Source organism: Burkholderia sp. KL41 (assembly GCF_057005415.2).
Genome location: NZ_CM174447.1, coordinates 1,659,977 through 1,683,568, shown reverse-complemented (window position 1 = coordinate 1,683,568; position 23,592 = coordinate 1,659,977). Strand labels below are relative to the sequence as shown.

At 70.5% G+C, this 23,592-nt stretch carries 20 protein-coding genes; 13 read left to right on the top strand and 7 right to left on the bottom strand.

What is annotated here, in order from left to right; translation table 11 throughout:
* Nucleotide 1: 1 nt before the first annotated feature.
* Nucleotides 2–1,327: an MFS transporter gene (locus PQB87_RS25005; protein ID WP_060232459.1), complete on the bottom strand. Its 1,326-nt coding sequence runs from the start codon at nt 1,325–1,327 to the stop codon at nt 2–4.
* Between the two features lie 707 nt (nt 1,328–2,034).
* Here PQB87_RS25005 and cobA point away from each other — a divergent pair.
* From cobA to PQB87_RS24970, 7 genes are all read left to right on the top strand, one after another.
* Nucleotides 2,035–2,814 carry a uroporphyrinogen-III C-methyltransferase gene (cobA, locus tag PQB87_RS25000; RefSeq protein ID WP_489244146.1) on the top strand — a complete coding sequence of 260 codons (780 nt, stop codon included), beginning with the start codon at nt 2,035–2,037 and terminating at the stop codon, nt 2,812–2,814.
* Nucleotides 2,815–2,976: 162 nt separating this feature from the next.
* Nucleotides 2,977–3,573, top strand: a complete 597-nt coding sequence (locus PQB87_RS24995; protein WP_042977474.1) for an ANTAR domain-containing response regulator — start codon at nt 2,977–2,979, stop codon at nt 3,571–3,573.
* Between the two features lie 5 nt (nt 3,574–3,578).
* On the top strand, nt 3,579–4,631 hold the full coding sequence (locus tag PQB87_RS24990) for a CmpA/NrtA family ABC transporter substrate-binding protein (protein WP_489244144.1): 1,053 nt from the start codon (nt 3,579–3,581) through the stop codon (nt 4,629–4,631).
* 106 nt (nt 4,632–4,737) lie between these two features.
* Nucleotides 4,738–5,337, top strand: coding sequence for a uracil-DNA glycosylase family protein (locus PQB87_RS24985; protein ID WP_489244143.1), 600 nt, complete (start codon nt 4,738–4,740; stop codon nt 5,335–5,337).
* 60 nt (nt 5,338–5,397) lie between these two features.
* Nucleotides 5,398–6,177: a YkgJ family cysteine cluster protein gene (locus PQB87_RS24980; protein WP_060061614.1), complete on the top strand. Its 780-nt coding sequence runs from the start codon at nt 5,398–5,400 to the stop codon at nt 6,175–6,177.
* 119 nt (nt 6,178–6,296) lie between these two features.
* Entirely contained in the window at nt 6,297–7,238 is a 942-nt protein-coding gene (locus PQB87_RS24975; RefSeq protein WP_027791818.1) for a helix-turn-helix transcriptional regulator, read from the top strand.
* Between the two features lie 125 nt (nt 7,239–7,363).
* Entirely contained in the window at nt 7,364–8,062 is a 699-nt protein-coding gene (locus tag PQB87_RS24970) for a fumarylacetoacetate hydrolase family protein (protein ID WP_060061613.1), read from the top strand.
* A 70-nt stretch (nt 8,063–8,132) separates the two neighbouring features.
* Here the strand turns inward: PQB87_RS24970 and PQB87_RS24965 are convergent, their stop codons facing one another.
* The 4 genes from PQB87_RS24965 to pdxR all read right to left on the bottom strand — a co-directional run bounded on the left by PQB87_RS24965 (nt 8,133) and on the right by pdxR (nt 13,823).
* On the bottom strand, nt 8,133–8,672 hold the full coding sequence (locus tag PQB87_RS24965; RefSeq protein WP_489244142.1) for a DUF4303 domain-containing protein: 540 nt from the start codon (nt 8,670–8,672) through the stop codon (nt 8,133–8,135).
* A 197-nt stretch (nt 8,673–8,869) separates the two neighbouring features.
* Complete coding sequence (locus tag PQB87_RS24960; protein ID WP_153489400.1) at nt 8,870–10,081, bottom strand: MFS transporter; 1,212 nt, start codon at nt 10,079–10,081, stop codon at nt 8,870–8,872.
* A gap of 238 nt (nt 10,082–10,319) precedes the next feature.
* The gene (locus PQB87_RS24955; protein WP_489244140.1) at nt 10,320–11,942 is read right to left on the bottom strand and encodes a trypsin-like peptidase domain-containing protein; all 1,623 of its coding nucleotides are present in this window, start codon (nt 11,940–11,942) and stop codon (nt 10,320–10,322) included.
* A 408-nt stretch (nt 11,943–12,350) separates the two neighbouring features.
* Nucleotides 12,351–13,823, bottom strand: a complete 1,473-nt coding sequence (gene pdxR / locus PQB87_RS24950; protein WP_059650465.1) for a MocR-like pyridoxine biosynthesis transcription factor PdxR — start codon at nt 13,821–13,823, stop codon at nt 12,351–12,353.
* A 307-nt stretch (nt 13,824–14,130) separates the two neighbouring features.
* Between pdxR and PQB87_RS24945 the strand changes: the two genes are divergently transcribed.
* Nucleotides 14,131–15,333, top strand: coding sequence for a GNAT family N-acetyltransferase (locus PQB87_RS24945; RefSeq protein ID WP_059687045.1), 1,203 nt, complete (start codon nt 14,131–14,133; stop codon nt 15,331–15,333).
* A 24-nt stretch (nt 15,334–15,357) separates the two neighbouring features.
* Here PQB87_RS24945 and PQB87_RS24940 read toward each other — a convergent pair whose 3' ends face one another.
* Together PQB87_RS24940 and PQB87_RS24935 are read right to left on the bottom strand one after the other, a co-directional pair.
* The gene (locus PQB87_RS24940) at nt 15,358–15,837 is read right to left on the bottom strand and encodes a DUF3331 domain-containing protein (RefSeq protein ID WP_301861564.1); all 480 of its coding nucleotides are present in this window, start codon (nt 15,835–15,837) and stop codon (nt 15,358–15,360) included.
* A 38-nt stretch (nt 15,838–15,875) separates the two neighbouring features.
* Complete coding sequence (locus PQB87_RS24935; RefSeq protein WP_489244139.1) at nt 15,876–17,087, bottom strand: MFS transporter; 1,212 nt, start codon at nt 17,085–17,087, stop codon at nt 15,876–15,878.
* 209 nt (nt 17,088–17,296) lie between these two features.
* Here PQB87_RS24935 and PQB87_RS24930 point away from each other — a divergent pair, with 209 nt between their 5' ends.
* The 5 genes from PQB87_RS24930 (at nt 17,297) to PQB87_RS24910 (ending at nt 23,581) form a co-directional block, all read left to right on the top strand.
* Nucleotides 17,297–18,037 carry a GNAT family N-acetyltransferase gene (locus PQB87_RS24930; RefSeq protein ID WP_301861566.1) on the top strand — a complete coding sequence of 247 codons (741 nt, stop codon included), beginning with the start codon at nt 17,297–17,299 and terminating at the stop codon, nt 18,035–18,037.
* A gap of 348 nt (nt 18,038–18,385) precedes the next feature.
* Nucleotides 18,386–19,450: a 2,3-butanediol dehydrogenase gene (locus PQB87_RS24925; RefSeq protein ID WP_489244279.1), complete on the top strand. Its 1,065-nt coding sequence runs from the start codon at nt 18,386–18,388 to the stop codon at nt 19,448–19,450.
* 444 nt (nt 19,451–19,894) lie between these two features.
* Nucleotides 19,895–21,832 carry a sensor histidine kinase gene (locus PQB87_RS24920; protein ID WP_489244137.1) on the top strand — a complete coding sequence of 646 codons (1,938 nt, stop codon included), beginning with the start codon at nt 19,895–19,897 and terminating at the stop codon, nt 21,830–21,832.
* Nucleotides 21,833–21,983: 151 nt separating this feature from the next.
* Nucleotides 21,984–22,640 (top strand): VC0807 family protein, encoded by a 657-nt coding sequence (locus tag PQB87_RS24915; protein WP_027791830.1) that lies wholly within the window; start codon nt 21,984–21,986, stop codon nt 22,638–22,640.
* A 74-nt stretch (nt 22,641–22,714) separates the two neighbouring features.
* Nucleotides 22,715–23,581, top strand: coding sequence for a CPBP family intramembrane glutamic endopeptidase (locus tag PQB87_RS24910; RefSeq protein ID WP_489244136.1), 867 nt, complete (start codon nt 22,715–22,717; stop codon nt 23,579–23,581).
* Nucleotides 23,582–23,592 lie beyond the last annotated feature (11 nt).

Below are 23,592 nucleotides of genomic sequence, written 5' to 3'. Positions count from 1 at the left end.
ATCAGTTCGCGACGCTGCCGGCAGCCAGCGCGCGGTCGCGCAGCTCGGCTTCGCGTGCCTTGTGTTCTTCGCTGAAGCGCACGGCCATCGCGCACAGCGCGGTCGCGGTGACGGCAAGGCCGAGCAGGCCGAGCGTGTGCTGCACGTCGCCGACACCTTTGAGCAGGAAGCTCGCGGCGACCGCGCCGACGTTGCCGCCCGCGCCGACGATCCCCGCGACGCCGCCGAGTGCCTTGCGGTCGATGAAGGGCACCAGCGCGTAGGTCGCGCCGCACGCCATGTGCGTGAAGAGGCCGAACGCGAGCATCGCGACGAGTGCGATGCCGACGCTTTGCGCATGCGAGAACCAGATCAGCCCGAGCCCTTCGCCGACGATCAACGCGCACAGCAGCATCGCGCGCACGTCGAGGCTGCGGCGCGCGGCGACCTTGTCGGACAGCCAGCCGCCGAGCGCACGGGCGAACAGGGCGAGCAGCCCGAACATGCCGACCGCGAAACCGGCGTCCTTCAGCGACAGGCTGAAGTGATCGACGTAGTACAGCGCGGCGATGTTGTGGATGAACACCTCGACGCCGAAGCACGCGCCGTACGTGATGAACAGCATCCACACGCGATAGTTGCCGCAGGCCGCGAAGAAGCTCGCCCAGCCGCCCTTCTTGCCGCTGTCGACCGTCACGCCTTCCTTGCGCAGCGCGACGAAGTCGCCTTGCGGGCAATCCTGCGTGAAGCGCCAGTACGCCCAGGCCATCGCGAGCATCGCGACGCCCGGCACGACCAGCGCGACACGCCACGACGAATCCTCGCCGAAGCCGAGCATCAGGCCGGCGGCGACGAGCAGCGGCATCAGCGCCTGTGTCGCGCCCGCGCCGGCATTGCCCCAGCCGGCCGTCGTCGCGTTCGCGGTGCCGACCACGTTCGGCGCGAACATCACCGACGTGTGGTACTGCGTGATCACGAAACCCGCGCCGATCGCGCCGATGCCGAGCCGGCAGATCAGGAACGACAGGTAGTCGTGCGTGAACGACACCGCGAACACGGGGATCGCGCCGAGCAGCAGCAGGCCGACGTACACGCGGCGCGGGCCGAAGCGGTCGCACAGCGGGCCGACCAGCAGCCGCACGGCGATCGTCGCGGCCACGGCCGCGATGTTGATGTTGGCGACCTGCGCCGCGCTCAGGTGGAATTCGCGTGCGATCAGCGGCATCAGCGGCGCGCACGCGAACCATGCGAAGAAGCACACGAAAAACGCCATCCACGTCAGGTGGAACGCGCGCATCGGCGCGGTGCGGAGGCTGAAGAGATCGATACGGGTAGCTTTGTCGGTCATGTCATCCGCCAAACGAAAAACGGCGTCCTGCGCACCCGGTCTCGTCGAGACCCGATGCGTAGGACGCCGTTGCCCATGAAGCCCGTTGCCGGGCGCGTCTGTAATCGGTACTGCCGGACGAATCGCCATTGATTCGCCTGAACCGGCTTACGCAAACGCCGTGCCATGTCGCCGTGAATCGGGCCTGCAGCCCCGCCGCGCAAGGCTCGTCCGGCGTCGTGCGGCGCGCGGCGACAGCCGGCACACGATGCGTGGTGATGCAGCGAGGCACAGATGTGGTGCGATGCAGCACTGTCGCCGTGCGACATCGCGGTGCGCGCGGGCGGGGCACGATGCACGCCGATGCGGCATTGCGGGTGCCGGCATGCGGCGGCCGCCGGCGGGCACGGGGGCCGTACTTGGCCCGCAATTGGCCCGTATTCGGCCCGTATTCGGCCCGCATTTCGCCCGCACGTGGCCATCGCGCGGCGCGGTGCGCGACGGTCGATGCCGGTTGGCCCGGATATTGCTGAACCCGCTGCATGACACCGGCAACGGCGCCGGTGGGCAGTCCCCCGCAAAACCGGGCCCGTCGCACAGGCGGGCCGCCCAGGACAACGGCGTCCTCCCGTGCGCGGCACGGCCGGATGCCGATACGTCGACCGCCCGCCGCCGCCGCGCAACAACGCGCTATCGGCCGCCGCATGCAGGCGGCACTGGAACACGACATGACGACAGGCAAAGTCACCCTGCTGGGCGCCGGCCCCGGCGATCCCGATCTCCTCACGCTCAAGGCCGTGAAAGCGCTGGCCGCTGCCGACGTGCTGCTGCTCGACGATCTCGTCGCGCCCGGCATCGTCGAACTCGCGCCGCAGGCGCGCGTCATCCGCGTCGGCAAGCGCGGCGGTTGCCGCTCCACGCCGCAGGCATTCATCGAGAAGCTGATGCGCCGTTACGCACTGCGCGGCGCGCACGTGGTGCGCGTGAAAGGCGGCGAGGCGCTGCTGTTCGGGCGCGCCGGCGAAGAACTCGCGACGCTGCGCGCCGCCGCGATTCCGGTCGAGATCGTCAACGGCATCTCGTCGGGGTTCGCCGCCGCCGCGAGCCTCGGCATCTCGCTCACGCACCGCGCGCATTGCCACGGCGTCACGTTCGTCACCGCCCATCGTCAGGACCACGGCGAACCCGACTGGTCGCGTCTCGCCGCGACCGGCACCACGCTCGCGATCTACATGGGCATGAGCCGCGTCGACAGCATCGCCGCCGGCCTGCTCGCCGTGCTGCCGGCATCGACGCCGGCCGCGGCCGTGCAATGGGCCGGCACGCCCGACGAACGCCGCTGGACCGGCACGCTCGGCGATCTCGCGCGCGGCATCGACGCAGCACGGCTCGGCAGTCCGGCCGTGATCCTCGTCGGCGGCGCGATCGGCGAAACGGCCGTGCGGGAGGTGCCGGACGCGGGCGCAGCGGGGGCCGCGATCGACACGGCCTTGTCCCGGGCCGCGTAGCATGCGCGACACCACGCGGCACCGGCCGCCCACCTGCCATGAAAACAGCGGCGCCGTTCGCACCGGCTGCCGGGTCGCCGCGCGCGGCACCGGCACGACGTGCGCGCGGGGCCGCCTCCGATCCGCGCATTGCGCCACGATTTCTCCGCCGCCGTTCGCATCATGAGTGCGCCCGCTTCCTCCCCCCGCCTGCGCGTGCTGCTCGTCACCGATACCGACAAACCGATCGGCGAGCTCGGCGACGCGCTCGCGCAGCTCGGCTACGACATGCTCAACGACGTCGCGACGCCCGCGCGCCTGCCGGCCGCCGTCGAGGAGCAGCATCCCGACGTCGTGATCATCGATACCGATTCGCCGTCGCGCGACACGCTCGAGCAGCTCGCGGTCATGCATGCGACTGCGCCGCGCCCCGTGCTGATGTTCAGCCACGACGCCAACCAGTCGCTGATCCGCGCGGCGGTCGGCGCGGGCGTCAGCGCGTATCTCGTCGAAGGGCTGTCGGCCGAACGCCTTGCACCGATTCTCGAAGTCGCGCTCGCGCGCTTCTCGCACGACGACGCGCTGCGCCGCCGGCTCGCCGATGTCGAGCGCGAACTCGCCGAACGCAAGCTGATCGACCGCGCGAAGCGGATGCTGATGGACCAGCGCAGGCTGTCCGAACACGACGCGTATGCGGCGCTGCGCAAGCGCGCGATGGATCAGGGCCTGCGCATCGTCGACGTCGCGCGGCAATTGCTCGACGCGTCACCCCAGTCATGACCGCCATGGATACCACCTCTCCCGTCGCGCCGGAACGCGCGCATCTTCGCCTCGGGTTCGTCGCGCTGAGCGACGCGGCCCCGCTGATCGTCGCACAGCGCCTGAACCTCGGTGCGCGGCACGGCCTCACGCTCGAACTCAGCCGCCAGCCGTCGTGGGCCGCCGTCCGCGACAAGCTGCTGAGCGGCGAGCTCGACGCCGCGCATGCGTTGTACGGGCTGGTCTGCGGGCTGCAGCTCGGGATCGGCGGCCCGCAGGCCGACATGGCCGCGCTGATGGTGCTGAACCGCAACGGTCAGGCGATCTCGTTGTCGCGCGGCCTCGCCGACGCGTACCGCAACAGCGGCAGCGTGCGCGACGCGTTCGCGACGCTCGGCCGCAAGCCGCTCCTCGCGCAGACGTTCCCGACCGGCACGCACGCGATGTGGCTGAACTACTGGCTCGCGTCGCACGGCGTCGATCCGCTGCGCGACGTGCGCAGCGTCGTGATCCCGCCGCCCGAGATGGTGGCCGCGCTCGCCGGCGGCGAACTCGACGGCTTCTGCGCCGGCGAACCGTGGCATGCCGTGGCCGAGGCCTGCGACGCGGGGCGGACCGTCGCCGTCACGAGCGAGATCTGGCCCGATCATCCGGAGAAGGTGCTCGCGGCCCGGCGCGATTTCGTCGCGCTGTATCCGGCCACCGCGCGCGCGCTGATCCGCACGCTCGTCGATGCCTGCGCGTGGCTCGACAGCGCCGCGCACCGTCGCGAGGCGGCCGGCTGGCTCGCGTCGCCCGACGCGCTCGGCGTGCCGGCCCGGCTGATCGCGCCGCGCCTGCTCGGCGACTACGGATCGGGGCCGTTCGCCGTGCCGCCGCTGCCGATCCGCTTCCACGACGGCGGCGCCGTGAACCGCCCCGATCCGCGCGAAGGCGAGTGGTTCCTGTCCCAATACCGGCGCTGGGGCATGCTCGACGGTTCGCACGACGACGCGGCGATCGCCCGCGCGATCGCGCAAACCGCGTTGTATGATGCTGCCGTCGCCGAAAGCGGCGCACCGGGCCCGTCGCGGGCGTGAGGCGCGCCGCGTAATGCAGGCGGCGCGCGCTCCCGCGCCACGCCTGCCCGGGCCGCCTGTCGGCGCCCGGGGCGCCGCATGTCCCCTCCGTCCCCGATCCGATTCGATGCCGAAACCCACGCGCGCGCCGCTCGACGTGCTGCTCACTGAAATCCGCGCGTGCCGTGCCTGCGAAGCCGACCTGCCGCTCGGCCCGCGCCCGGTCGTGCGTGCCCATCGCGACGCGCGCATCCTGATCATCGGGCAGGCGCCGGGCGCACGCGTCCATGCGAGCGGCATCCCGTGGGACGATGCGAGCGGCAAGCGGCTGCGCGGCTGGCTCGACGTCGACGCCGACACCTTCTACGACGAAACCCGCTTCGCGATCGTGCCGATGGGCTTCTGCTACCCGGGCCGCGGCACGAGCGGCGACAACCCGCCGCGCCCCGAATGCGCGCCGCTGTGGATCGACCGGCTGCTCGCCGGGTTGCCGTCGATCCGGCTCACGCTGCTGATCGGCCAGTATGCGCAGCGGCACTTCCTGCGCGACGCGCGCAAGGCCACGCTGACGGACACCGTACACGCGTGGCGCGACTATGGCCCCGACGTGCTGCCGCTGCCGCATCCGTCGCCGCGCAACCAGGCGTGGTTCAAGCACCACCCCTGGTTCGACGCCGACGTCGTGCCCGAGCTGCGGCGCCGGGTCGCGCCGCTGGCCGCGCGGTAAACGAAATCACCGCCGTGTCGCGACGCTTCGCGACACCCCGTCATCCGTATCGAATCAAGCATGAACGACACCCCCACCGACCTCGACTTTGCCTGCAACGGCTGCGGCGGATGCTGCCGCGACCTGCGCATTCCACTGACGATCGACGAGGCCACCGCGTGGCTGCAGCGCGGCGGCCACGTGGAGCTGCTGTGCGATGCGATGCCGTGGCTCGTCGAGCCCGAGCCCGACAACGCGTTCGCCGCGTACAAACGCGCACGCTCGACCGCCGCGCTCAGCGGCTCGCTGCCCGTCCGCGTGACGGTCATGCTCACGGCGTCCCATGCGGGGCCGTGCCCGAACCTGCGCGACGACCTGCGGTGCGCGATCTACGACGAGCGACCGCTCGTGTGCCGGATCTACCCGGCCGAAGTGAATCCGTTCGTGCCGCTGGCACCGGCCGGCAAGCAATGCTCGCCCGACGCGTGGCAGCAAACGCCGTTCGTCCGCGGCGGCACGATCGTCGACGCGGCCACCCACGAGAACATCGCGCGCTCGCGCGCGGCGAGCGAAGCCGAAACGCCGCTGCGGGCACGGTTGTGCGAGAGGCTGGGGATCGAGACGGCGGCCGTGGCCAACGAAGGGTTCGCGATCCACGCGCCGCCGGCCGCCACGCTGCTCGCCGCGCTGACGGACCTGCGCGCGTCCGCACCGGCCGGCGCCGACGACACCATCGCGTGGACGCTGATCTCGAACCGCGCGACGACGGTGGACGCGCTCGCATCGGTCGGCGGGGCAAGCCGGCGCGCCGGCGGCGACAGCGCGCACGCCCGCTACCTCGGTTTCCACCCGGACGAATGACCGCCGCGCGGCACGCCGCGAGCGGTTCCGGGCCAGGCCGCAAGGTGGCGCGGATCGCCGTCGCGCCCGGTTCGCTGTACCATCGCGGCTCAACCGCGTCACGACCAGCAGAATCCTTCATGCCCTCCACCGCCCCGCCGCGCCTGTACGGGATGCCCGAACGCAGCGACCGGCTCGACTTCTACATCCGCGACCAGGCGTCACGCCAGGCGATCACCGAGCCGCACCGGCACGCGTATTTCCAGATCCAGTTCAATCTCGGCGGCGACACCGAGCAGCGGATCGGCGGCGTCACGCGGCCGTTTCCGCGCGGCGCGCTCGCGTTCGTGCTGCCGCACCGCGAGCACCTGATCCCGCATCCGGAAGGCGCGCACTTCATCGTGATCAACTTCAGCCAGGCGTTCCTGCGCGCCGATCTCGACGTCGACCCGCTCGACCTGGAGGACGTGCCCGCCCACCGCTTTCCCGAGCTGACGCCGTTCCGCTTCCAGGAACACCTCGACTTCATCCTGACCGGCGACACCTACGACGAAGCGCGCCGCCTCGCGCTATGCATGCTCGACACCGATCGCGTGCGCACGTTCGGCTCGACCACGTTGCTGCGCGGCTACCTGCTGCAGCTGATCGGGCTCGTCTGCACGCAGTACGCGGGCGCGCTCGACAAGCTCGCGCAGCGCGGCGCCCAGCGCGCCGGCCGGCGCGATGCGCTCGCGCGCGTGCTGCGGCACGTCCGCGCCAACCTCACCCGCGAAGACCTGACGCTCGCCGCGACCGCCGAAGCCGCGTTCCTGTCGCCCAACTACCTCGCGCACCTGGTCCGCAAGGAAACCGGCAGCACCTTCACCGATCTCGTGACGGAGCGCCGGATCGCGCTCGCGCAGTCGCTGCTGGCCCATACGAGCCGGCGCATCGCGGACATCGCCCGCTCGGTCGGCTTCCGCGACGAAGGGTATTTCGCGCGGCGCTTCCGCGCGCGGGTCGGCGTGTCGCCGAAGGCGTACCGCGACGCGAATGCCGCGCTGCCGGACGGCGACGACACGCCGGCAGCGCCCGACGCGTAGTTTTGTCCCGGTAAAACGCAGTTGCGTCGCATCCGGCCGCACGGGCGTCGGGTATCGTTGCACGCATGCCGGCCCGTGCGCCGCACGGGCGCGGCATCCGTCTTCCCACCGAACGAGGCCATCCGATGTCCGCATTTGTCATCGACGCTGCCGAGCGTCCTTCCGTCGAAGTCGACCAGTCGTCCGCGCGCTTTCCGGTGCGCCGCGTCTTCTGCGTCGGCCGCAACTACGCCGACCACGCGCGCGAAATGGGCGCCGACCCCGACCGCGAACCGCCGTTCTTCTTCACGAAGCCGGCCGACGCGATCGTCCCGGCCAGCGGCACCGTCCCCTATCCGCCGCTGACGAACGACCTCCATCACGAAATCGAGCTGGTCGTCGCGATCGGCAAGGACGGGCGGTCGATCGACCCGGCCGACGCGCTGTCGCACGTATGGGGCTACGGCGTCGGCGTCGACCTCACGCGCCGCGACCTGCAGGCCGAAGCGAAGAAACTGAGCCGTCCGTGGGACTGGGCGAAAGGCTTCGACGCGTCCGGCCCCGTGACCGCGTTGCGCGCGGCGTCGGCCACCGGTCATCCGGCCAAGGGCCGCATCTGGCTCGCGGTCAATGGCGACACGCGCCAGCAAGGCGACCTGGCCGACATGATCTGGGCCGTGCCCGACGTCATCGCGTACGTGTCGCGCTCGGTCGAGTTGAAGGCCGGCGATTTGATCTTCACCGGCACGCCGGCCGGCGTCGGCGCGCTGCAACCGGGCGATCGCGTGACGGGCGGCGTCGACGGCGTCGCGACGTTCGAGTTCGTGGTGGGCGCGAAGCCGTAAGCCATAAGCCGTGACACAGCAAGCACGGCGGCCGCCCGCGCGGGGCCGCCGTGCGATATCCCGATTTCGGTCAGTCGTAGCGGCGCAGGAATGCGTCGGCGACGGCCGGCGGATTCAGCGCTTTCGCCGATTCGTTTTCCAGCGCTTCGGCCGCGTTGTCGTCGCTGATCGACACGAACAGCGTGATCGCCGCCCGTTCGTCGCCGGTGCCGAACAGGCCCTCGCGGTCGAGCAGGCGCAACGCGCCGATCATGGCGGCGTGCAGTTGCCGCGAAAATTCCGGGAATCTCGACCGGACAAACTGCGGGCTCAGCACGTCGTCGGCGAGCTTGCCGCAGATCGCATTGAACGGCGACGCTTCCGCCGCCGCATACGCCCATTCCGAAAAGCCCCACGCATACCACGGGTCGTCGTCCGCGACGGCCTGCTGCTCGCGGACCCGGCGCAGCCCCTCGACCGAATTGGCGGCCGGCACCACCGTCATCGCGCCGCTGTCGGTATACAGCGCGAACGCGTAGAAATGCTCGTCCGGGTGCAGCGCCCGCAGCGCCCTGAATGTCGCTCTCGCGGCGTCGGCGATGTCTCGCTGGAAATCAGAAAAGTCGCTCATCGCTCCCTCGTCCAATCGCCCTTCGCGCGGCGGAGTATGCTCGGCGCGCGGCGGGTTCGTCGTCTCCCGATATGCGCTCGATTGTCCGCCCATCGCCCGCGGGACGGTAGCGGTGCCCGCACCCATGCCCGCACCCATGCCCGCGCCGATGCCCGCGCCGGTGCCCGATTCGGCGCGGCGATACCGCGTACTCGCGTTCACCGCCCGTCGTCCCGTGCGTCGAACACCCGCACGCAGACGGCCGCCGCCAGCGCGATCGCGGCCGACAGCAGCATCATCGCCAGCGGCGCATAGCCCGCGTTGCCGGGCGTCAATACCGCCCCCGTCAGCGACGAAAGCGCGGCGCCGCCGGCGATCGTCATCGCACCGGCCAGCCCCGACGCGCTCCCGGCCAGCGCCGGGCGCACCGACACCGCACCCGCATGGGCACCGGGATTGGTCAGCCCGTTGCCGATGCCGACCAGCACGCACGGCCCGAACCACGCGATCGCATGCGTCGCGCCGCCGAACATCGACGCGAGGCCGATCAACGGTCCCGCGCATGCAACGATCCGCCCGCACAGGATCGTCGTGGCCAGCGCGAAGCGGCGCGCGTAACGCGCGGCCAGGAAGCTGCCGCACACGAAGCCGGCCGTGATGGTCCCCATGTAGAAGCCGATCTCCGCGGGCGCGATGCCGAACACCGTTTGCGCGGCCAGCGGCGCGCCGGCCAGGAACGCGTAGAACGAGCCGGTCGAAAACGCCATGCACAGCGCGTAGGCCCAGAAACGGCGCGCGCGCAGCAGCGCCGGATACGCGCGAAGCTGTTGCCCGAGGCTCGACGACCGGTTCGCATGGGTTTCGACGAAATCGAACCCGCACCAGACGAACAGCGCGACGCCCGCCGCGCCGAGCAGCCAGAAGCTCGCGCGCCAGCCCGCCGTCTGGTCGAGCGCGCCGCCGAGCGTCGGGCCGAGCATCGGCGCGAACGCGGCCGCCATCGCCGCATAGCCGATCCGGCTCGCCGCGCGCGCACCGCCGCCGGTATCCCGGATCGTCGCCATCGACACCGGATAGACCGACGTGATCGCCGCCTGCATCAGCCGGCATGCCAGAAACACCCGGATATCGGTCGCCATCGCACAGCCGAGCGAGCCGAGCGCGAAGATGCCGACGCTCGCCAGCACGACCGGCCGCCGCCCGAACCGGTCCGACAGCGGCCCCATCACGAACTCCAGCGACGCGGCCACCGCCGCGTAGCCGCCGAGCGAAAGCGCGACGAGCGCATAGTCAGCGCGCAGGTCGCGCGCGATTGCCGGCAGCGACGGCAGGAACAGGCTCAGCGGCAGCACCGAGCACGCGCACAGCAGGATCAGCGTCGCGTGCCTCGGCGACGCCCGTTCGGAAGCGATCGGCAGGTTCGGTTGCAAGCGGATGTCCTCCGCGCACGTGCCGCACGGCCGTGCGCAATGCAAAAAAAAAACCCCCGAACGAGTCGGGGGCGCAGGGATGCCGGCGCGGTGCCGCTACCGGACCCTGCGCCTGTGTACGACTACGATGAAGGTTGCTGCTTTCATGCCGGATGGCTCCTGATTGCCTGGCTGGCTTGGTGCGGGGTCGGACGGTACCGGACGATGGTAGGCGGACGATACCGGCCGCGTCAACGCCCTAACGCGCCCGCACCGACACGAACTTCCGCGCGTTGTTGCGCTGGATCAGCACCGCGATCACGCTGCCGCCGTTCGCTTCGAGCGACTGCACGTCGTCCGGCGTCTCGAGCAGCGTGTCGTTGAGCTCCAGCACGACGTCGCCCGGCTGGATGCCCGCGTGCGCTGCCGGGCCGTGCACCGCGTCCACCATCATCCCGACCGCGAGCCCGGTCGAGCGGCGCTCGTCGTCGCTCAGCGCGTGCATCGTCAGCCCGAGGCGGTCGCCGCCGTCGCCCGCACCCGCACCCGCACTCGCTCCCGCTCCCGCTCCCGCTCCCGCGCCCGCGCCCGCACTCGCCCCTGCCCCCGGCCCCGGTCGTGCGGCCGCCTTCGGCGCGGCCATGCCGACGGTCGTGCCCGCGTTGCCGGCAGCCTCGTCGGCGCCCGTGATCGTCAGCCTCACCGGCGCGCGATTGCGGATCACGCGCAGCGGCGTCTTCTGGCCGGCCGGCAGCGCGGCGGCCAGGTCGTTCAGCTCGGCCGAACGGCCGATCGACTTGTCGCCCAGCTTGACGATCACGTCGCCGGGCCTCACGCCGGCCGCGGCGGCCGGCGAGCCGGGCGCGACACCGTTGACGAGCGCGCCTGCCGGACGCGGCAGCCCGAACGCCGCGGCCAGCCCGATGCCGACATCCTGCACGTCGACGCCAAGCGCGTTGCCGGACGACGGCTCGCCCGGCTCCTGGGACTGCTGCGCCTGCATCTGCTTCTGCAGTTGCGCACGCACCTTTGCGGCAAACGCGATCGGAATCGCGAACGTCATGCTCGCGTAGCGGTCGGTGCCCGTATACACCTGCACCGCGATGCCGATCACGTCGCCCGCGCGATTGAATACGGGGCCGCCCGAGTTGTCGGGGTTCGGGGCGATGTCGGTTTCGAAGAACGGAAACGCGCTGCCGTCCGGCAGCCGGTGCGACGTCGCGCTGACGATGCCGGCCGTGACCGTGTTGCCCGATCCGTCCGGCGCGCCGATCGTCATCACCGGTTCGCCCGCGCGTACCTTCGCCGAATCGCCGATGCGCACGAACGGCAGTTTCGTCGCGGTAACGCGCAGCACGGCGACATCGCTTTGCGGATCGACGGCCAGCACGGTCGCCTTGAATTCGCGGCGGTCCGTGAGCCGCACGGTCACGTCGGTCGCATCGTCGACCACGTGCGCGGAGGTGAGGATCAGGCCGTCGGCGCTGACGATGAAACCCGAGCCGGTGCCCGATACCGCACGCGGCGCCGTGTCGGGCGCCGGCGTCTGCGGGCCCTGCGCGGGAGGCGGCGCGCCGCGCCGGAAGAATGCGGCGAGCGGATCGTCGGGATCGAGGATCGTGAACGACTGGACACCGGCCTGCTGGTCGGGTGCGGCGGTCATGATGGTCACGACCGCCGGGCCGTAGCGGTCGACGATCGCCGGAAAATCGACCGGCATCGCGTAAGGCGTCGCACCCGGCCTTTGCTTCGTCGCGGGTGGCGTGGCGGATGGCGACAGGGTTCCGGAAATGGCGGCCGGCGAAGGCAGCAAACAGCCGGCAAACACGCCCCCGATCAACGCGGTGCGAAGCACGGCGCGAGCAAGCGTCTGGCGAACCACGGTGCACCTCCCCCGGGAGTCGCGGCGCCGACATGCGCGAGACGCGCAGGCGCCTGACAAGCACCGGTACACGCATCCATTTATAGTCCACGCGGCCTGTTCGAACATACGAATCGAAACCCGTATGCCGGGCGGCACGCCGGGCGCGGAGCCGCGACGGCGTTCGTTTCGAACAAAGTGTGCGGTTCGTCAATCCGCACAAGTCCGATTGTCGTGCGCGGCGGTGAGCGGTGTGTGCTGGTATGCGGAGCCGAACCCGGCGGCTGCATCCGGTCGATGTACGAAAAACGGCCCGCTGACAGCGGTGAACTTGCTGCTGCCGACCGCCGGGACGCGGTACCGAGTCAAAGGTTGGCGGCTTCCTTCACCGGATCGCCGCGCCGCCGGCACAGGCAACGCGTACGCACGTCACGCCCCGCCCACCCGCTCCGCGATCGCCGACAGCATCCGCAACATCGGCTCGAACGCGTCGGCCGACGTATTGCCGAACCCGAGCACCAGCCCGTTGCCTGCCGATGCCGCATCGATCGAAAAGCCCGACAGCGGGAACGGCCCGATGCCGTGGGCGCGCGCCGCGTCGACGATCGCGCGATCGCGGTAGCGCGCAGGCAGCCGCAGCGCAAGATGCAGCCCGCACGGCCCGCCCTCGATCTGGTGCGGCACGCTCAGGCTGCCGTCGAGCGCGGCGAGCAGCAACCGCCGCCGGTCGCGGTACAGCCGGCGCATGCGGCCGAGATGGCGGCCGTACTCGCCCGTCTCGATGAAATCCGCCAGCGCGAGCTGCACATGGCGGGTGCCGCCGCGCAGCATCTCCGGCAGCACCGGCCGCACCGCGGCCAGCAGCGCGTCGGGCAGCACGAGAAAACCGATGCGCAGCGCCGGAAACATCGTCTTGCTGAACGAGCCGAGATAGACGACGGGCGAATCGTCCGCGAGCCCGTGCATCGCGCCGATCGGCTCGCCGGTATGACGGAATTCGCTGTCGTAGTCGTCCTCGATGATCCACGCGCGATGCCGGCGCGCGGCATCGATCAGCGCGAGCCGGCGCGAGATCGACAGCACGGCGCCGGTCGGGAACTGGTTCGACGGCGTCGTATAGACGAGGCGCGGCGTCCGCTCGCGCCAGTCGTCCGCTTCGACGCGCAGCCCTTCCGCGTCGACCGGCATCGGCACGACGTCGAGATCGGCCGCCTGCATCGCGGTGCGCGCGCCGCGATAGCCGGGCTCCTCGACCCACACCGTATCGCCCGGGTTCGTCAGCAGCTGCGCGCACAACGAGATCGCACCCTGTGCGCCCTCCGTGATCACGATCTGCTCGGGATCGCAGCGCACGCCGCGCGTCACGGCCAGGTGGCGCGCGATCGATTCGCGCAGCGCGCGCTCGCCGAGCGGATCGCCATAACCGAGCAGGTCGCGGCCGCTGCGGCGCAGCGCACGGTCGATCGCGTGGCGCCACGCGTCCACCGGGAAATGCGTCAGCGCGGGCACGCCCGGCCGGAACCCCTCCGTTTCGCCGGTGCCGATGCGGCTCGGGCGAATGCGGCCGAGCCGCTGCGCGACGGCCGGCGGCGCGGCACGCCGGCGCGGCGGCGCCGGCCGCGACAACCCGACGACACGCGTGCCGCGGCGGTCGGACTGCAGGAAGCCTTCGGCGACGAGCTGCTCGTAGACGGCGGCCGTCGTGTTGCGCGACACGCCGAGCGTCTCGGCCAGCGCACGCGTGCCGGGCAGCCGGGTGCCGGCTGGCATCGCGCCGCCGAGAATCGCGTCGCGCACGCGGCGCAGCAACTGGCGCTGCAGCGAAGGCGCGCCGGGCGTGCGCGCCAGCGGCGCGTCGAGCGGCAACAACGGTGCGTCGCTGGAAGGCAGGATTGTCGTCATCGGAACATCTCAGCGTGAAAATGTCGGAACGTGGCGGACGGCCGGTGGTGGACGGCCGGTTGCGGACGGCCAGCGGCGCACGGCTCTTGGCTCTTGGCTCTTGGCTCTTGGCTCTTGGCTCTTGGCTCTTGGCTCTTGGCTCTTGGCTCGTGGCTCTTGGCTCGTGGCTCTTGGCTCGTGGCTCGTGGCTCGTGGCTCGTGGCACCATAAATTTGCCAATCCCTGGCGCTTCTCATGGTACCTCGCCACGACTACGATCGTCTGCATGCCGGCATGTCGCCGGCCGCCAACCGAAGCGAGATCGACCTTGTCCACGCTCACCAACGATTTCCAGCAATCCATCGGCCACCCCGTTCCCGACTGGTCCGCGCGCCCGCGCCCGGAGCGCATCGTGCTCGAAGGCCGCTACTGCCGGCTCGAACCGCTCGACGCCGAGCGCCACGCGGCCGACCTGTACGCCGCCTACGCCCAGGCGCCGGACGGCAGCGACTGGACCTATCTCGCACACGGCCCGTACACCGACGAGTCGAGCTACCGCGACTACGCGCGCGGCGCGCAGGCGAGCGCGGATCCGCTGCACTACACGGTGATCGACCGTGCCACGGGCCGCGCGGTCGGCACGCTCGCGCTGATGCGCATCGATCCGGCCAACGGCGTGATCGAGGTCGGCTCCGTCACGTTCTCGCCGCTGCTCAAGCGCACGCCCGTCTCGACCGAAGCGCAGTTCCTGCTGATGAAGTACGCGTTCGACACGCTCGGCTACCGGCGCTACGAATGGAAATGCGACGACCTGAACGTGCCGTCGCGCAAGGCCGCCGCACGGCTCGGCTTCCGCTACGAAGGCACGTTCCGGCAGGCGATCATCTACCGCGGCCGCAATCGCGACACCGCATGGTTCTCGATCATCGACGGCGAATGGCCGGATGTCCGCGCCGCGTTCGACGCGTGGCTCGCACCGGAAAACTTCGACGCGCAGGGCAAGCAGCGCCAGTCACTCACCGCGATCCGCCACGCGCAGGCGCGCGCGCGCGATGCGGCCGGCCGCGCGCACGACGCGACGCGCGTCACGGTGCGCCCGCTCGTCGCCGCCGACGAAGCCGCGTGGCGCCCGCTGTGGCAGGGTTATCAGAAGTTTTACGACACCGCGCTGAGCGACGCTGTGTTCGCGACGACGTGGGCCCGCCTGATGGATCCTGCCGAGCCGATGTTCGTGCTCGGCGCATTCGACGCATCGGGGGCGCTGGTCGGGATCGTGCATTCGATCTACCACCGCTCGTGCTGGACCGAAGGGCCGTACTGCTACCTGCAGGACCTGTACACCGCGCCCGACGCACGCGGGCAAGGCGCAGGCGGTGCGCTGATCGAGGCCGTGTACGACCATGCCCGCGAAGCCGGCGCGAGCCGCGTGTACTGGCTCACGCACGAAACCAACACGACCGCGCGCGCGCTGTACGACAAGCTCGCGAACAACGCCGGGTTCATCCAGTACCGGCACGACGTGAAGAAATGACGTGATGCCGCGGCCGGCCGGCGTTCAGCCGCGAACATCGGCCGGAACGTATGCGTCGTCACCCTCCGCCGTGACGCCACACGCCGCGCCGGTTGCACAGTGCACCGACGCCGGGCAGATCATCTCGTCGCCATTGGCCGGCACGGGCCGCCGCACCGGCCGGAACACCGGCTCGCCCGGCTCGATCGGCTGCCCCGAGATCGCGCAACGGCCCGGCTGCAACGCGACGCGCAAGCGCCAGCGCTGTTCGCCGTAATGGCAACGGCCGCTCTCGACCCAGCGAACCAGCAACGCGTCGTCGCCGGCCTCCAGCACCGTGACGAACAGTTGCGGGCGCAACGGCGAGACGGCCACAGCGGCGTGCTCGGGAGCAGGCACTCCGCCGAGCGTCACGAGCGGATGCGCGACGCCGCCGCGCGGCGGCATCGCATCGTGTTCGATCCGTGCCGACGCATCGCACGGCACGTCTTCTTCGCAAATCAGGCTTTCCATGGTGTTGAGCATGCTTGACGGATTTCCGTGCAGGTTGAACGGCGCCGCGCTCAGCGCCGGCCCATCGGTTCGCGCAGCAGCGACAGGCCGATCGCCGCGCCGGTGACGGCGGCCGCGAGCATCAGTCCGATGCCGCCCGACCAGCCGAATGCACCGACGATCGCGCCGATTGCCAGCGGCCCGATCACCTGTCCGAGATAGTTGCCCTGCACGACCCAGCCGATGCTCAGCGGCGCCAGCGACGGCGTCGGCGCGGAGCCCGGTGCGCACGCGAGGATCGTCGCCGGCAGCATCCCCGCGATCGCCGAGAACGCGAAACCCAGCGCGACCGCGAGCGGTGCCGGTGTGGCCGCGCTGAAGAGTCCCGCGCCCGCCGCGCCGATCGCGACCGACGTCGCAGCCATGACGATCCCCGGCCGTGCGCCGCGCGACAGCAACCAGCCGGCCGTCAGGTTGCCGATCACGCACGCTGCGACGATCGCCGCGCTGATCAGCCCCGCCGCGCCGACCGCGACGCCGAGGCGCTGCATCAGGAAAACCGGCAGGAACGTCATCGCCGCGAAGAACTGCACGTTGTAGGTGGCGAAACCCAGCGCGAGCAGCGTGGTCGACCGCGACGCGAGCACGTCGCGCAGCGCGGGCCCGATGCGCGGCGCCGCGGCCTGCCGGGCCGGCGTTTCGGCGGACGTCGTGACGGGCACCGCGGCCGCCGCGGCGAGCGTCAGCGCCGAGGCCGCGAGCCAGCCGTTGCGCCAGCCGCCGAGCAGCGGCCCGACCAGCATCGACAGCGCCATGCCGGCCGGCATGAACGTGCTCCACAGCCCGAACGCGAGATTGCGCCGCTCGGGCAGCGTCACGCGATTCAGCACGGCCGGCGCGGCGACCACCACGATCACGAAACCGAGCCCCTCGGCGAAGCGCGTGGCGAGCAGCAGCGCGAAACTGCCGGCAGACGTGCCGGCGACACTCGACAGGCCGAGGATCACCAGGCCCGCGATCAGCATCCGCCGGTCGCCCCAGCGCCGTACCAGCAGGCCGGCCGCGATGCCGCCGAACACGCCGACGAACGGAAACACCGACATGATTCCGCTCAGCGAAGCGAGCGAGCCGCCGAACTCGTGCTGCAGCGACGGCAACGCGATCGTCGCCTTGCCGACGTGCAACGCGGACACGATGCTCGCCAGCACGACGTTCGCGACGGCGGCCCGGTAGCTGCGCGACGGCAGCGTCGCGGCATCGGCCGCGACAGGCGATTCGGTCATCTCCACCTCCGTTGGAGCGGCCGCGTGCAACGGGGTGCGTCACGCGTCCGCGATCGGACTGGCGCACATGATACAAATTGAAGTTAACTTCAAGTAAAGGGGTATCGCGCGCAACGATCCGTTTCGCCGATCGCGGCAATGGGCCCGCGCGGCGGCGAGCGGCCGCCTGATTTAAGCTGTCGGCTTCGCCCCGACCACGTTGCGCCCGCATGCCGACCGCCTCTCCCGCTCCCGCCGCCCCGCTTCCGCTCGCCGCAGCCTGGTCGACCTTCCCCCGCCGCAAGGCCGCCGTGCGCATCTTCGTCGCCGGCTACTGCGCCGCACGCGACCGGCGCGATGCGCCGCTGCACGACAGCCCGGACGGCCAGGTCGTGCGGTTCGACGCCGGCATGGGGCGGCCTTTCGAGCACTTCGTGATCGAGGGCGCGCCCGCGTATGGCGACGGCCCGTTCACCGTCGGCGCATGGATCACGCGCTTCGGCGCCGCGCCGCTGCCGCCCGCGCTGGAAGGCAGGACACGCCGGTTGTCGGACGAGCATTTCATGGCCGCCGATATCGACACGCTGTCCGGCGACGACGCACTCGCGCAGGCGCTCGGTTGCCATACGCCGCGCGACGTCGAAACGTTCAATGCGGACGCCCCGTTCCCGCCATTCCAGCCGAATCCGGCCGCGTTCCTGTTCGCGCACCGCCTGGACGGGCAGATCGCCGCCACCGCGCGCTACGGTTTTGCGTCGGCGCACGATATCGTCGTCGACCGCGTCGCGACGGCAGATGCGTACCGCCGCCGGGGTCTCGCGATGCAGTTGCTCGCCGCGATCGTCGCGCACGCGCGGCAACGCGGCGCGCGGCGCGTGTGGCTCGTGTCGACCGAGGCCGGCCTGCCGCTGTACCGCGCCGCCGGATTTACGCGGCTCGCACCGGTCGCCGTCGACGAAATCGTCGCCTGACCGCGCGTCGAACGGCGCTGTCCATCGCCGCGCGTCTCGCGATTCGTCTCATTGCACTGAGACGAACGTCCCAGCGTCTCACCGGCGTGCCGTGCAGCGATTGCAGCAAAATTCGTGCATTTCCCCCGTCGAATCGTTTCCGGTCAACGGAACAGGCGAATGGTGCATCGCGTCACGCACGTTCCGTTGAATCGCCACCCGGCGTACCCGCTCGAGCTGGCCCCGTTCCTGCATACCGGTCGATCGCGCAATCGCGCAACGGACACGCCGGCAGCCATGCCGCGTGCCCGACGACAACCTGACGGAGACAGCAACGTGAGTACACCGGCATCGACCACCGCCCCCAGCATGAAAGCCGCCGTCTGGCACGGCCGCCACGACATCCGCGTCGAACAGGTTCCCGTTCCGGCGCGCCCGCCGGCCGGCTGGGTCACGATTCGCGTGCACTGGTGCGGGATCTGCGGTTCCGACCTGCACGAATACGTCGCCGGCCCCGTCTTCATCCCGGTCGACGCGCCGCATCCGCTGACGGGCCTGAAGGGCCAGTGCATCCTCGGCCACGAATTCAGCGGCGAGATCGCCGAGCTCGGCGCGGGCGTGACGGGCTTCGCGGTCGGCGACCGCGTGACGGCCGACGCATGCCAGCATTGCGGCACCTGCTGGTATTGCCGGCACGGGCTGTACAACATCTGCGAGAACCTCGCGTTCACCGGGCTGATGAACAACGGCGCGTTCGCCGAATACGTGAACGTGCCGGCCGAGTTGCTGTACAAGCTGCCCGACGGTTTCCCGACCGAGGCCGGCGCGCTGATCGAGCCGCTCGCGGTCGGGCTGCATGCGGTCAAGAAGGCCAGCAACATCGTCGGGCAGACCGTCGTCGTGGTCGGCGCGGGCACGATCGGCCTGTGCACGATCATGTGCGCGAAGGCCGCGGGCGCCGGGCGCGTGATCGCGCTGGAGATGTCGGCCGCGCGCAAGCAGAAGGCGCTTGAGGTCGGCGCGAGCGTCGTCATCGATCCGAAGACGTCCGACGCGATCGCCGAAGTCAAGGCGCTGACCGACGGCTACGGCGCCGACGTGTCGTTCGAGTGCATCGGGCACACGGCCACGGCAAAGCTCGCGATCGACGTGATCCGCAAGGCCGGCAAGTCGGTGATGGTCGGCATCTTCGAGGAGCCGGCACCGTTCAACTTCTTCGACATCGTGTCGACCGAAAAGGAAGTGATCGGCTCGCTCGCGTACAACGGCGAGTTCGCGGACGTGATCCGCTTCATCGCGGACGGCCGCATCGACGTACAGCCGCTCATCACCGGGCGCATCGCGCTCGGCGACATCGTCTCGCACGGCTTCGAGGAACTGGTCAATCACAAGGACCGTAACGTGAAGATCATCGTTCGGCCCGCCGTCGCCTGACCGCTCGCGCGGCCGCGGCACCGATTCGCGCCGCGGCACGCCTGCTGCAGCATCGTCCTGAAGCGTCGCCCGTACACGGGCGATGCACCTGCCTTCCATTCCCGTCCAGCCCCCCCCTCCTTGCCGCCGTCGTCCGAAGCGGACTTGATGCCGCACTTCACGACAGACGCGCGGACCAAAAATATTCGTAATCCAAACCATCTGCCGTAGCGCGCCACGGGTTCGATACGCGATCAGGGTTTCTCCGGATCAAGCGCGATTCGCCCGATGTCGACAGGGCACTGATGCAAGGCGATCCTGTGCAACGCGAGATCCGGCCTCCCGGCCGGGATCGTGGCCGCCCCGTGAAGGCGGCCGCGCCCCCCCACAAAACCTTACGGCGTCACGGCGCCGACAGGCCGAGAATACGGGCCCACCCGGGATAGCTTGCAAACATGGTGTGTCATGAATCGTTCATTCTCGTTTAGCCGGGAACACGCATATAACATTCGATCGCTGACGATCCTGCAGAAGACGCATATCGGCTTCGCGCTCGTCACCACGCTGCTGGCCTTGCTCTGCGGCACGATCATCTGGGGGAGTTTCCGGCAATACCGGCAGGAAAACGCCGACCTGCAGAGCTTCGAATTCGTCCGCGGCGCGATGAGCGCCGCCAACGTGATCTCGGCCGAACGCGGCCCGACGAACGACCTGCTGGTACGCTTGCAGGACGACGGCGCCGCCGAGATTCGCAACCTGCTCGCCGCGCGCGCGCGTTCCGACAACGCGCTCGACCGTTTTCGCGCCGGCATCGCGCAGGCGGCCGTGCTCGACGACCGCGAACGCGGCAACCTGCTGCATGCACTCGACTCCGTCCGGATGACGCTTGCCGATGCGCGTGCCGAAGTCGATGCGCTCGACGCGCGGCCGCTCGCGTCGCGCACCGTTCACGATATCCAGCACGCGCAGGCGCGCCTGTTCCGGATCGTCGACACGCTGTCGCTGCTGATCGACGGCGCGACGAGCGACACGGCGATGCGCGACCCGCGCACGTCCGGTGCGATCCTGCTCGCGCGGCTCCTCGGCGATCTCCGGGAATACGCGGGGCGCACGGGTTCGCTGCTGATCGCGCCGATGTTCGCGCGGCAGGCGCTCGATCGCGCGCAGTTCGCGGACATCATGCGGATGCGCGGCCGCATCGAGCAATTGCGCGCGCTGATCGACGGCGCGATCGGCACGCAGCTCGACGACCCCGACGTCGCACGCGAATATGCACAGCTCAACGCGGCCTTCGACGCGCACATCCTGCCGCTCGTCGACGCGACCATCGCCGGCGGCCGGGACGGCGCGTATGCCATGACCGCCGCCGATTTTTCCCGCGCGATCGTGCCGCATTTCCGGCCGAGCGAGCTGCTGCGCGACCGCGTGATCGACCTTGCCCGGCATCGCGCGATCGGCGACCGGAACGCCGCCCGAATCAAGGTCGGGGTGTCGGCGTTCGCCACGACGCTGTGCATCGCGATCCTGGCCTCGCTCGCGCGCGGCATGCAGCGGCTGCTGTCGAAGCCGCTCGATGTGCTCGGCCGCCGGATCGTCGCGCTCAGCGAAGGCGATACGTCGCACGTCGCGATGCCGCGCGGCGTCGGGCCCGAGATCGCGCGGATCCACGCGTCGCTGGAAACGTTGCGCAACGCGACCGTCCGCCGCGACATGCTCGAGCGCCAGCGCAACGACATGCTGACGCTGTTTTCGCACGACATGCGCGCCCCGCTGACATCGCTGATCATCCTGATCGACACGCAGGCGCAGCGGGCGGGCGACGCGCAGATAAAGCAGCAGTTCGCGAGAATCGCCAGGCTGGCGCGGCACACGCTGGCGATGGCCGACGGTTTCGCGCAGCTGTCGCGTGCGGAGGCGAGCGAATACGAACGCGTGCCGGTCAACCTCGCCGACCTGATGAACGAGGCACGCGATGCGGTGTGGCCGCTCGCGCACCGGAAATCCATGTCGATCGACGACGTGCCGCGGCGCGACGACACGATCGTGCCGGGCGACCCGGCGCTGCTGTCGCGCGCGCTGATCAACCTGCTGGACAACGCCATCAAGTACAGCGCGCCGCTGACGAGCGTCGAATGCAAGGTCGAGCCGGGCGCCGACGGCAAGACCGTGCGCTGCACGATCCGCGACAGCGGGTGCGGAATCAGCAGCGGGGACCAGACGCGGCTGTTCGAGCGCTACCGGCGCTTCCGCACCGCCGGCCAGCCGGAAACCAGCGGCGTCGGGCTCGGCATGGCGTTCGTCAAGGCCGTCGTCGAACGGCACGGAGGCCACATCCACGTGCACAGCGTCGTGCTGCAGGGCACCACCATCACGATCACGCTGCCGGCCGCGGCGGCGCCATGACGACGGTGCCGCCGGTGCCGGCGGAAAGCGGCCGAAGCCGTGCCGCAGCCCCGCGCGATTCTTCGATATACTGGACCGAACCCTTTTCGGGGCAACCGGTGGCCACCACACCCATTGCGCGTTCGCCCCAACCTGCGTGGAATTGCTCACCGTGAAACCGCGAGCCGGACTGATTCTCGAACTCTTCGTCAACCTGGTGCTGCCCTGGGTTGCCTACCGGGCCGCGCAGCCGTATTTCGGCGAAACCGGCGCGCTGTACGCGTCGGCAGTCCCGCCGGTCATCTGGTCGATCGTCGAATTCATCCGCTCGCGCCGCGTCGATGCGGTGGCGGCCATCGTGCTGCTCGGCATCGCGCTGTCGATCATCGGGATGGCGTTCGGCGGCAGCGCACGCACGCTGCTGATGCGCGAATCGCTCGCGTCGGGCACGATCGGCGTCGTGTTCCTGCTGTCGCTGTTCCGCGAACGCCCGCTGATCTTCTATCTCGCCCGCGCCACCATCGCCCGCGAAATGGATGGCGGTGCCGCGCATTTCGAAGCGGTCTGGAACGCGCAGCCGGGGCTGCGACAGATGCTCCGGCGCATGACCTTCGTCTGGGGCGGGTTCATGACGCTGGAAATGCTGCTGCGCTGCTGGATGGTCGTGACCTGGCCGGTCGAACGCGTGCTGGTCGTGTCGCCGATCATCGGCTATACCGTGTTCGGCTGTCTGCTGACGTGGACGTTCTGGTACCGGCGGCGGATGCGCGTGCGCAACAGCGTCCACATCCCGGGCCGCGACGGCGTCACCGAAACCGCCGGCCGCTGACGGCTCCCGGCCGGCATGACCGGAAGGCTGCTGTATGATGCGCGGCGTCTCGTCCGACGAATGCCGCTCCTGTCATGTCCCTCTCGCTCCTTCCATCCGCCACGATCTGGCTCGCCCTGTTCGCGGCCGCCGCGTTTGCGTGGCATCGCCCGCAGCACAGGCTGAGCGTCGGCCTTGCCGCGCTCGCTTATGCGTGCGCGCTGGCGTTCGGCAAGCTCGCGCCGCTCGCGCTGGCGCCGCTCGCGTTGCTGGCCGCGGCCGCCTGGGGCGTGATGCCCAGGCGCCCGCGCGCGGTGCGCATCGCCGCGCACGCCGTCTTCGCCGCACTCGCGATCGCGCTCAGCCTGCACCTGATTCCCGGCTTCCACAATCCCCTCGTGATCGCCCCGACGCGCTTCACGCCGGATGCCGTCCCGTTCACGATGTACCTGAACCTGGACAAGCCGCTCGTCGGCCTGTGGCTGGTGTGGGTGCTGCCGTGGGTCGCCCCCGACGTCCCGCTGTCGCGCGCGCTGCGCACCGGCGCGGTGGCGGCCGTCGCCACGGCGGCCGCGTGCCTGGCCGGCGCGCTCGCGTTCGGCATGGTCGGCTGGGCGCCCAAGTGGCCGGCGTCGGGCTGGCTGTGGCTCGTCAATAACCTGCTGCTCGTGACGCTCGCCGAGGAGGCGCTGTTCCGCGGCTACGTGCAGGGCGGGCTGACGCGCGCGTTCGGAGCGTTCGCGTGGGGGCCATGGGCCGCACTGGCGATCGGCGCGGTGCTGTTCGGCGCCGCGCACGCGGCCGGCGGCTGGTCATGGATCGTGCTCGGCACGGTGGCCGGCGTCGGCTACGGCCTCGCATGGCGGCGCGGCGGACTGCTCGCGTCCGCGCTCGCGCATGCGGGGCTCAACGTCGTCCACTTCGGACTGTTCACCTACCCGATGCTCGCCGCCGCGCGCTGACGGCCGCGCGG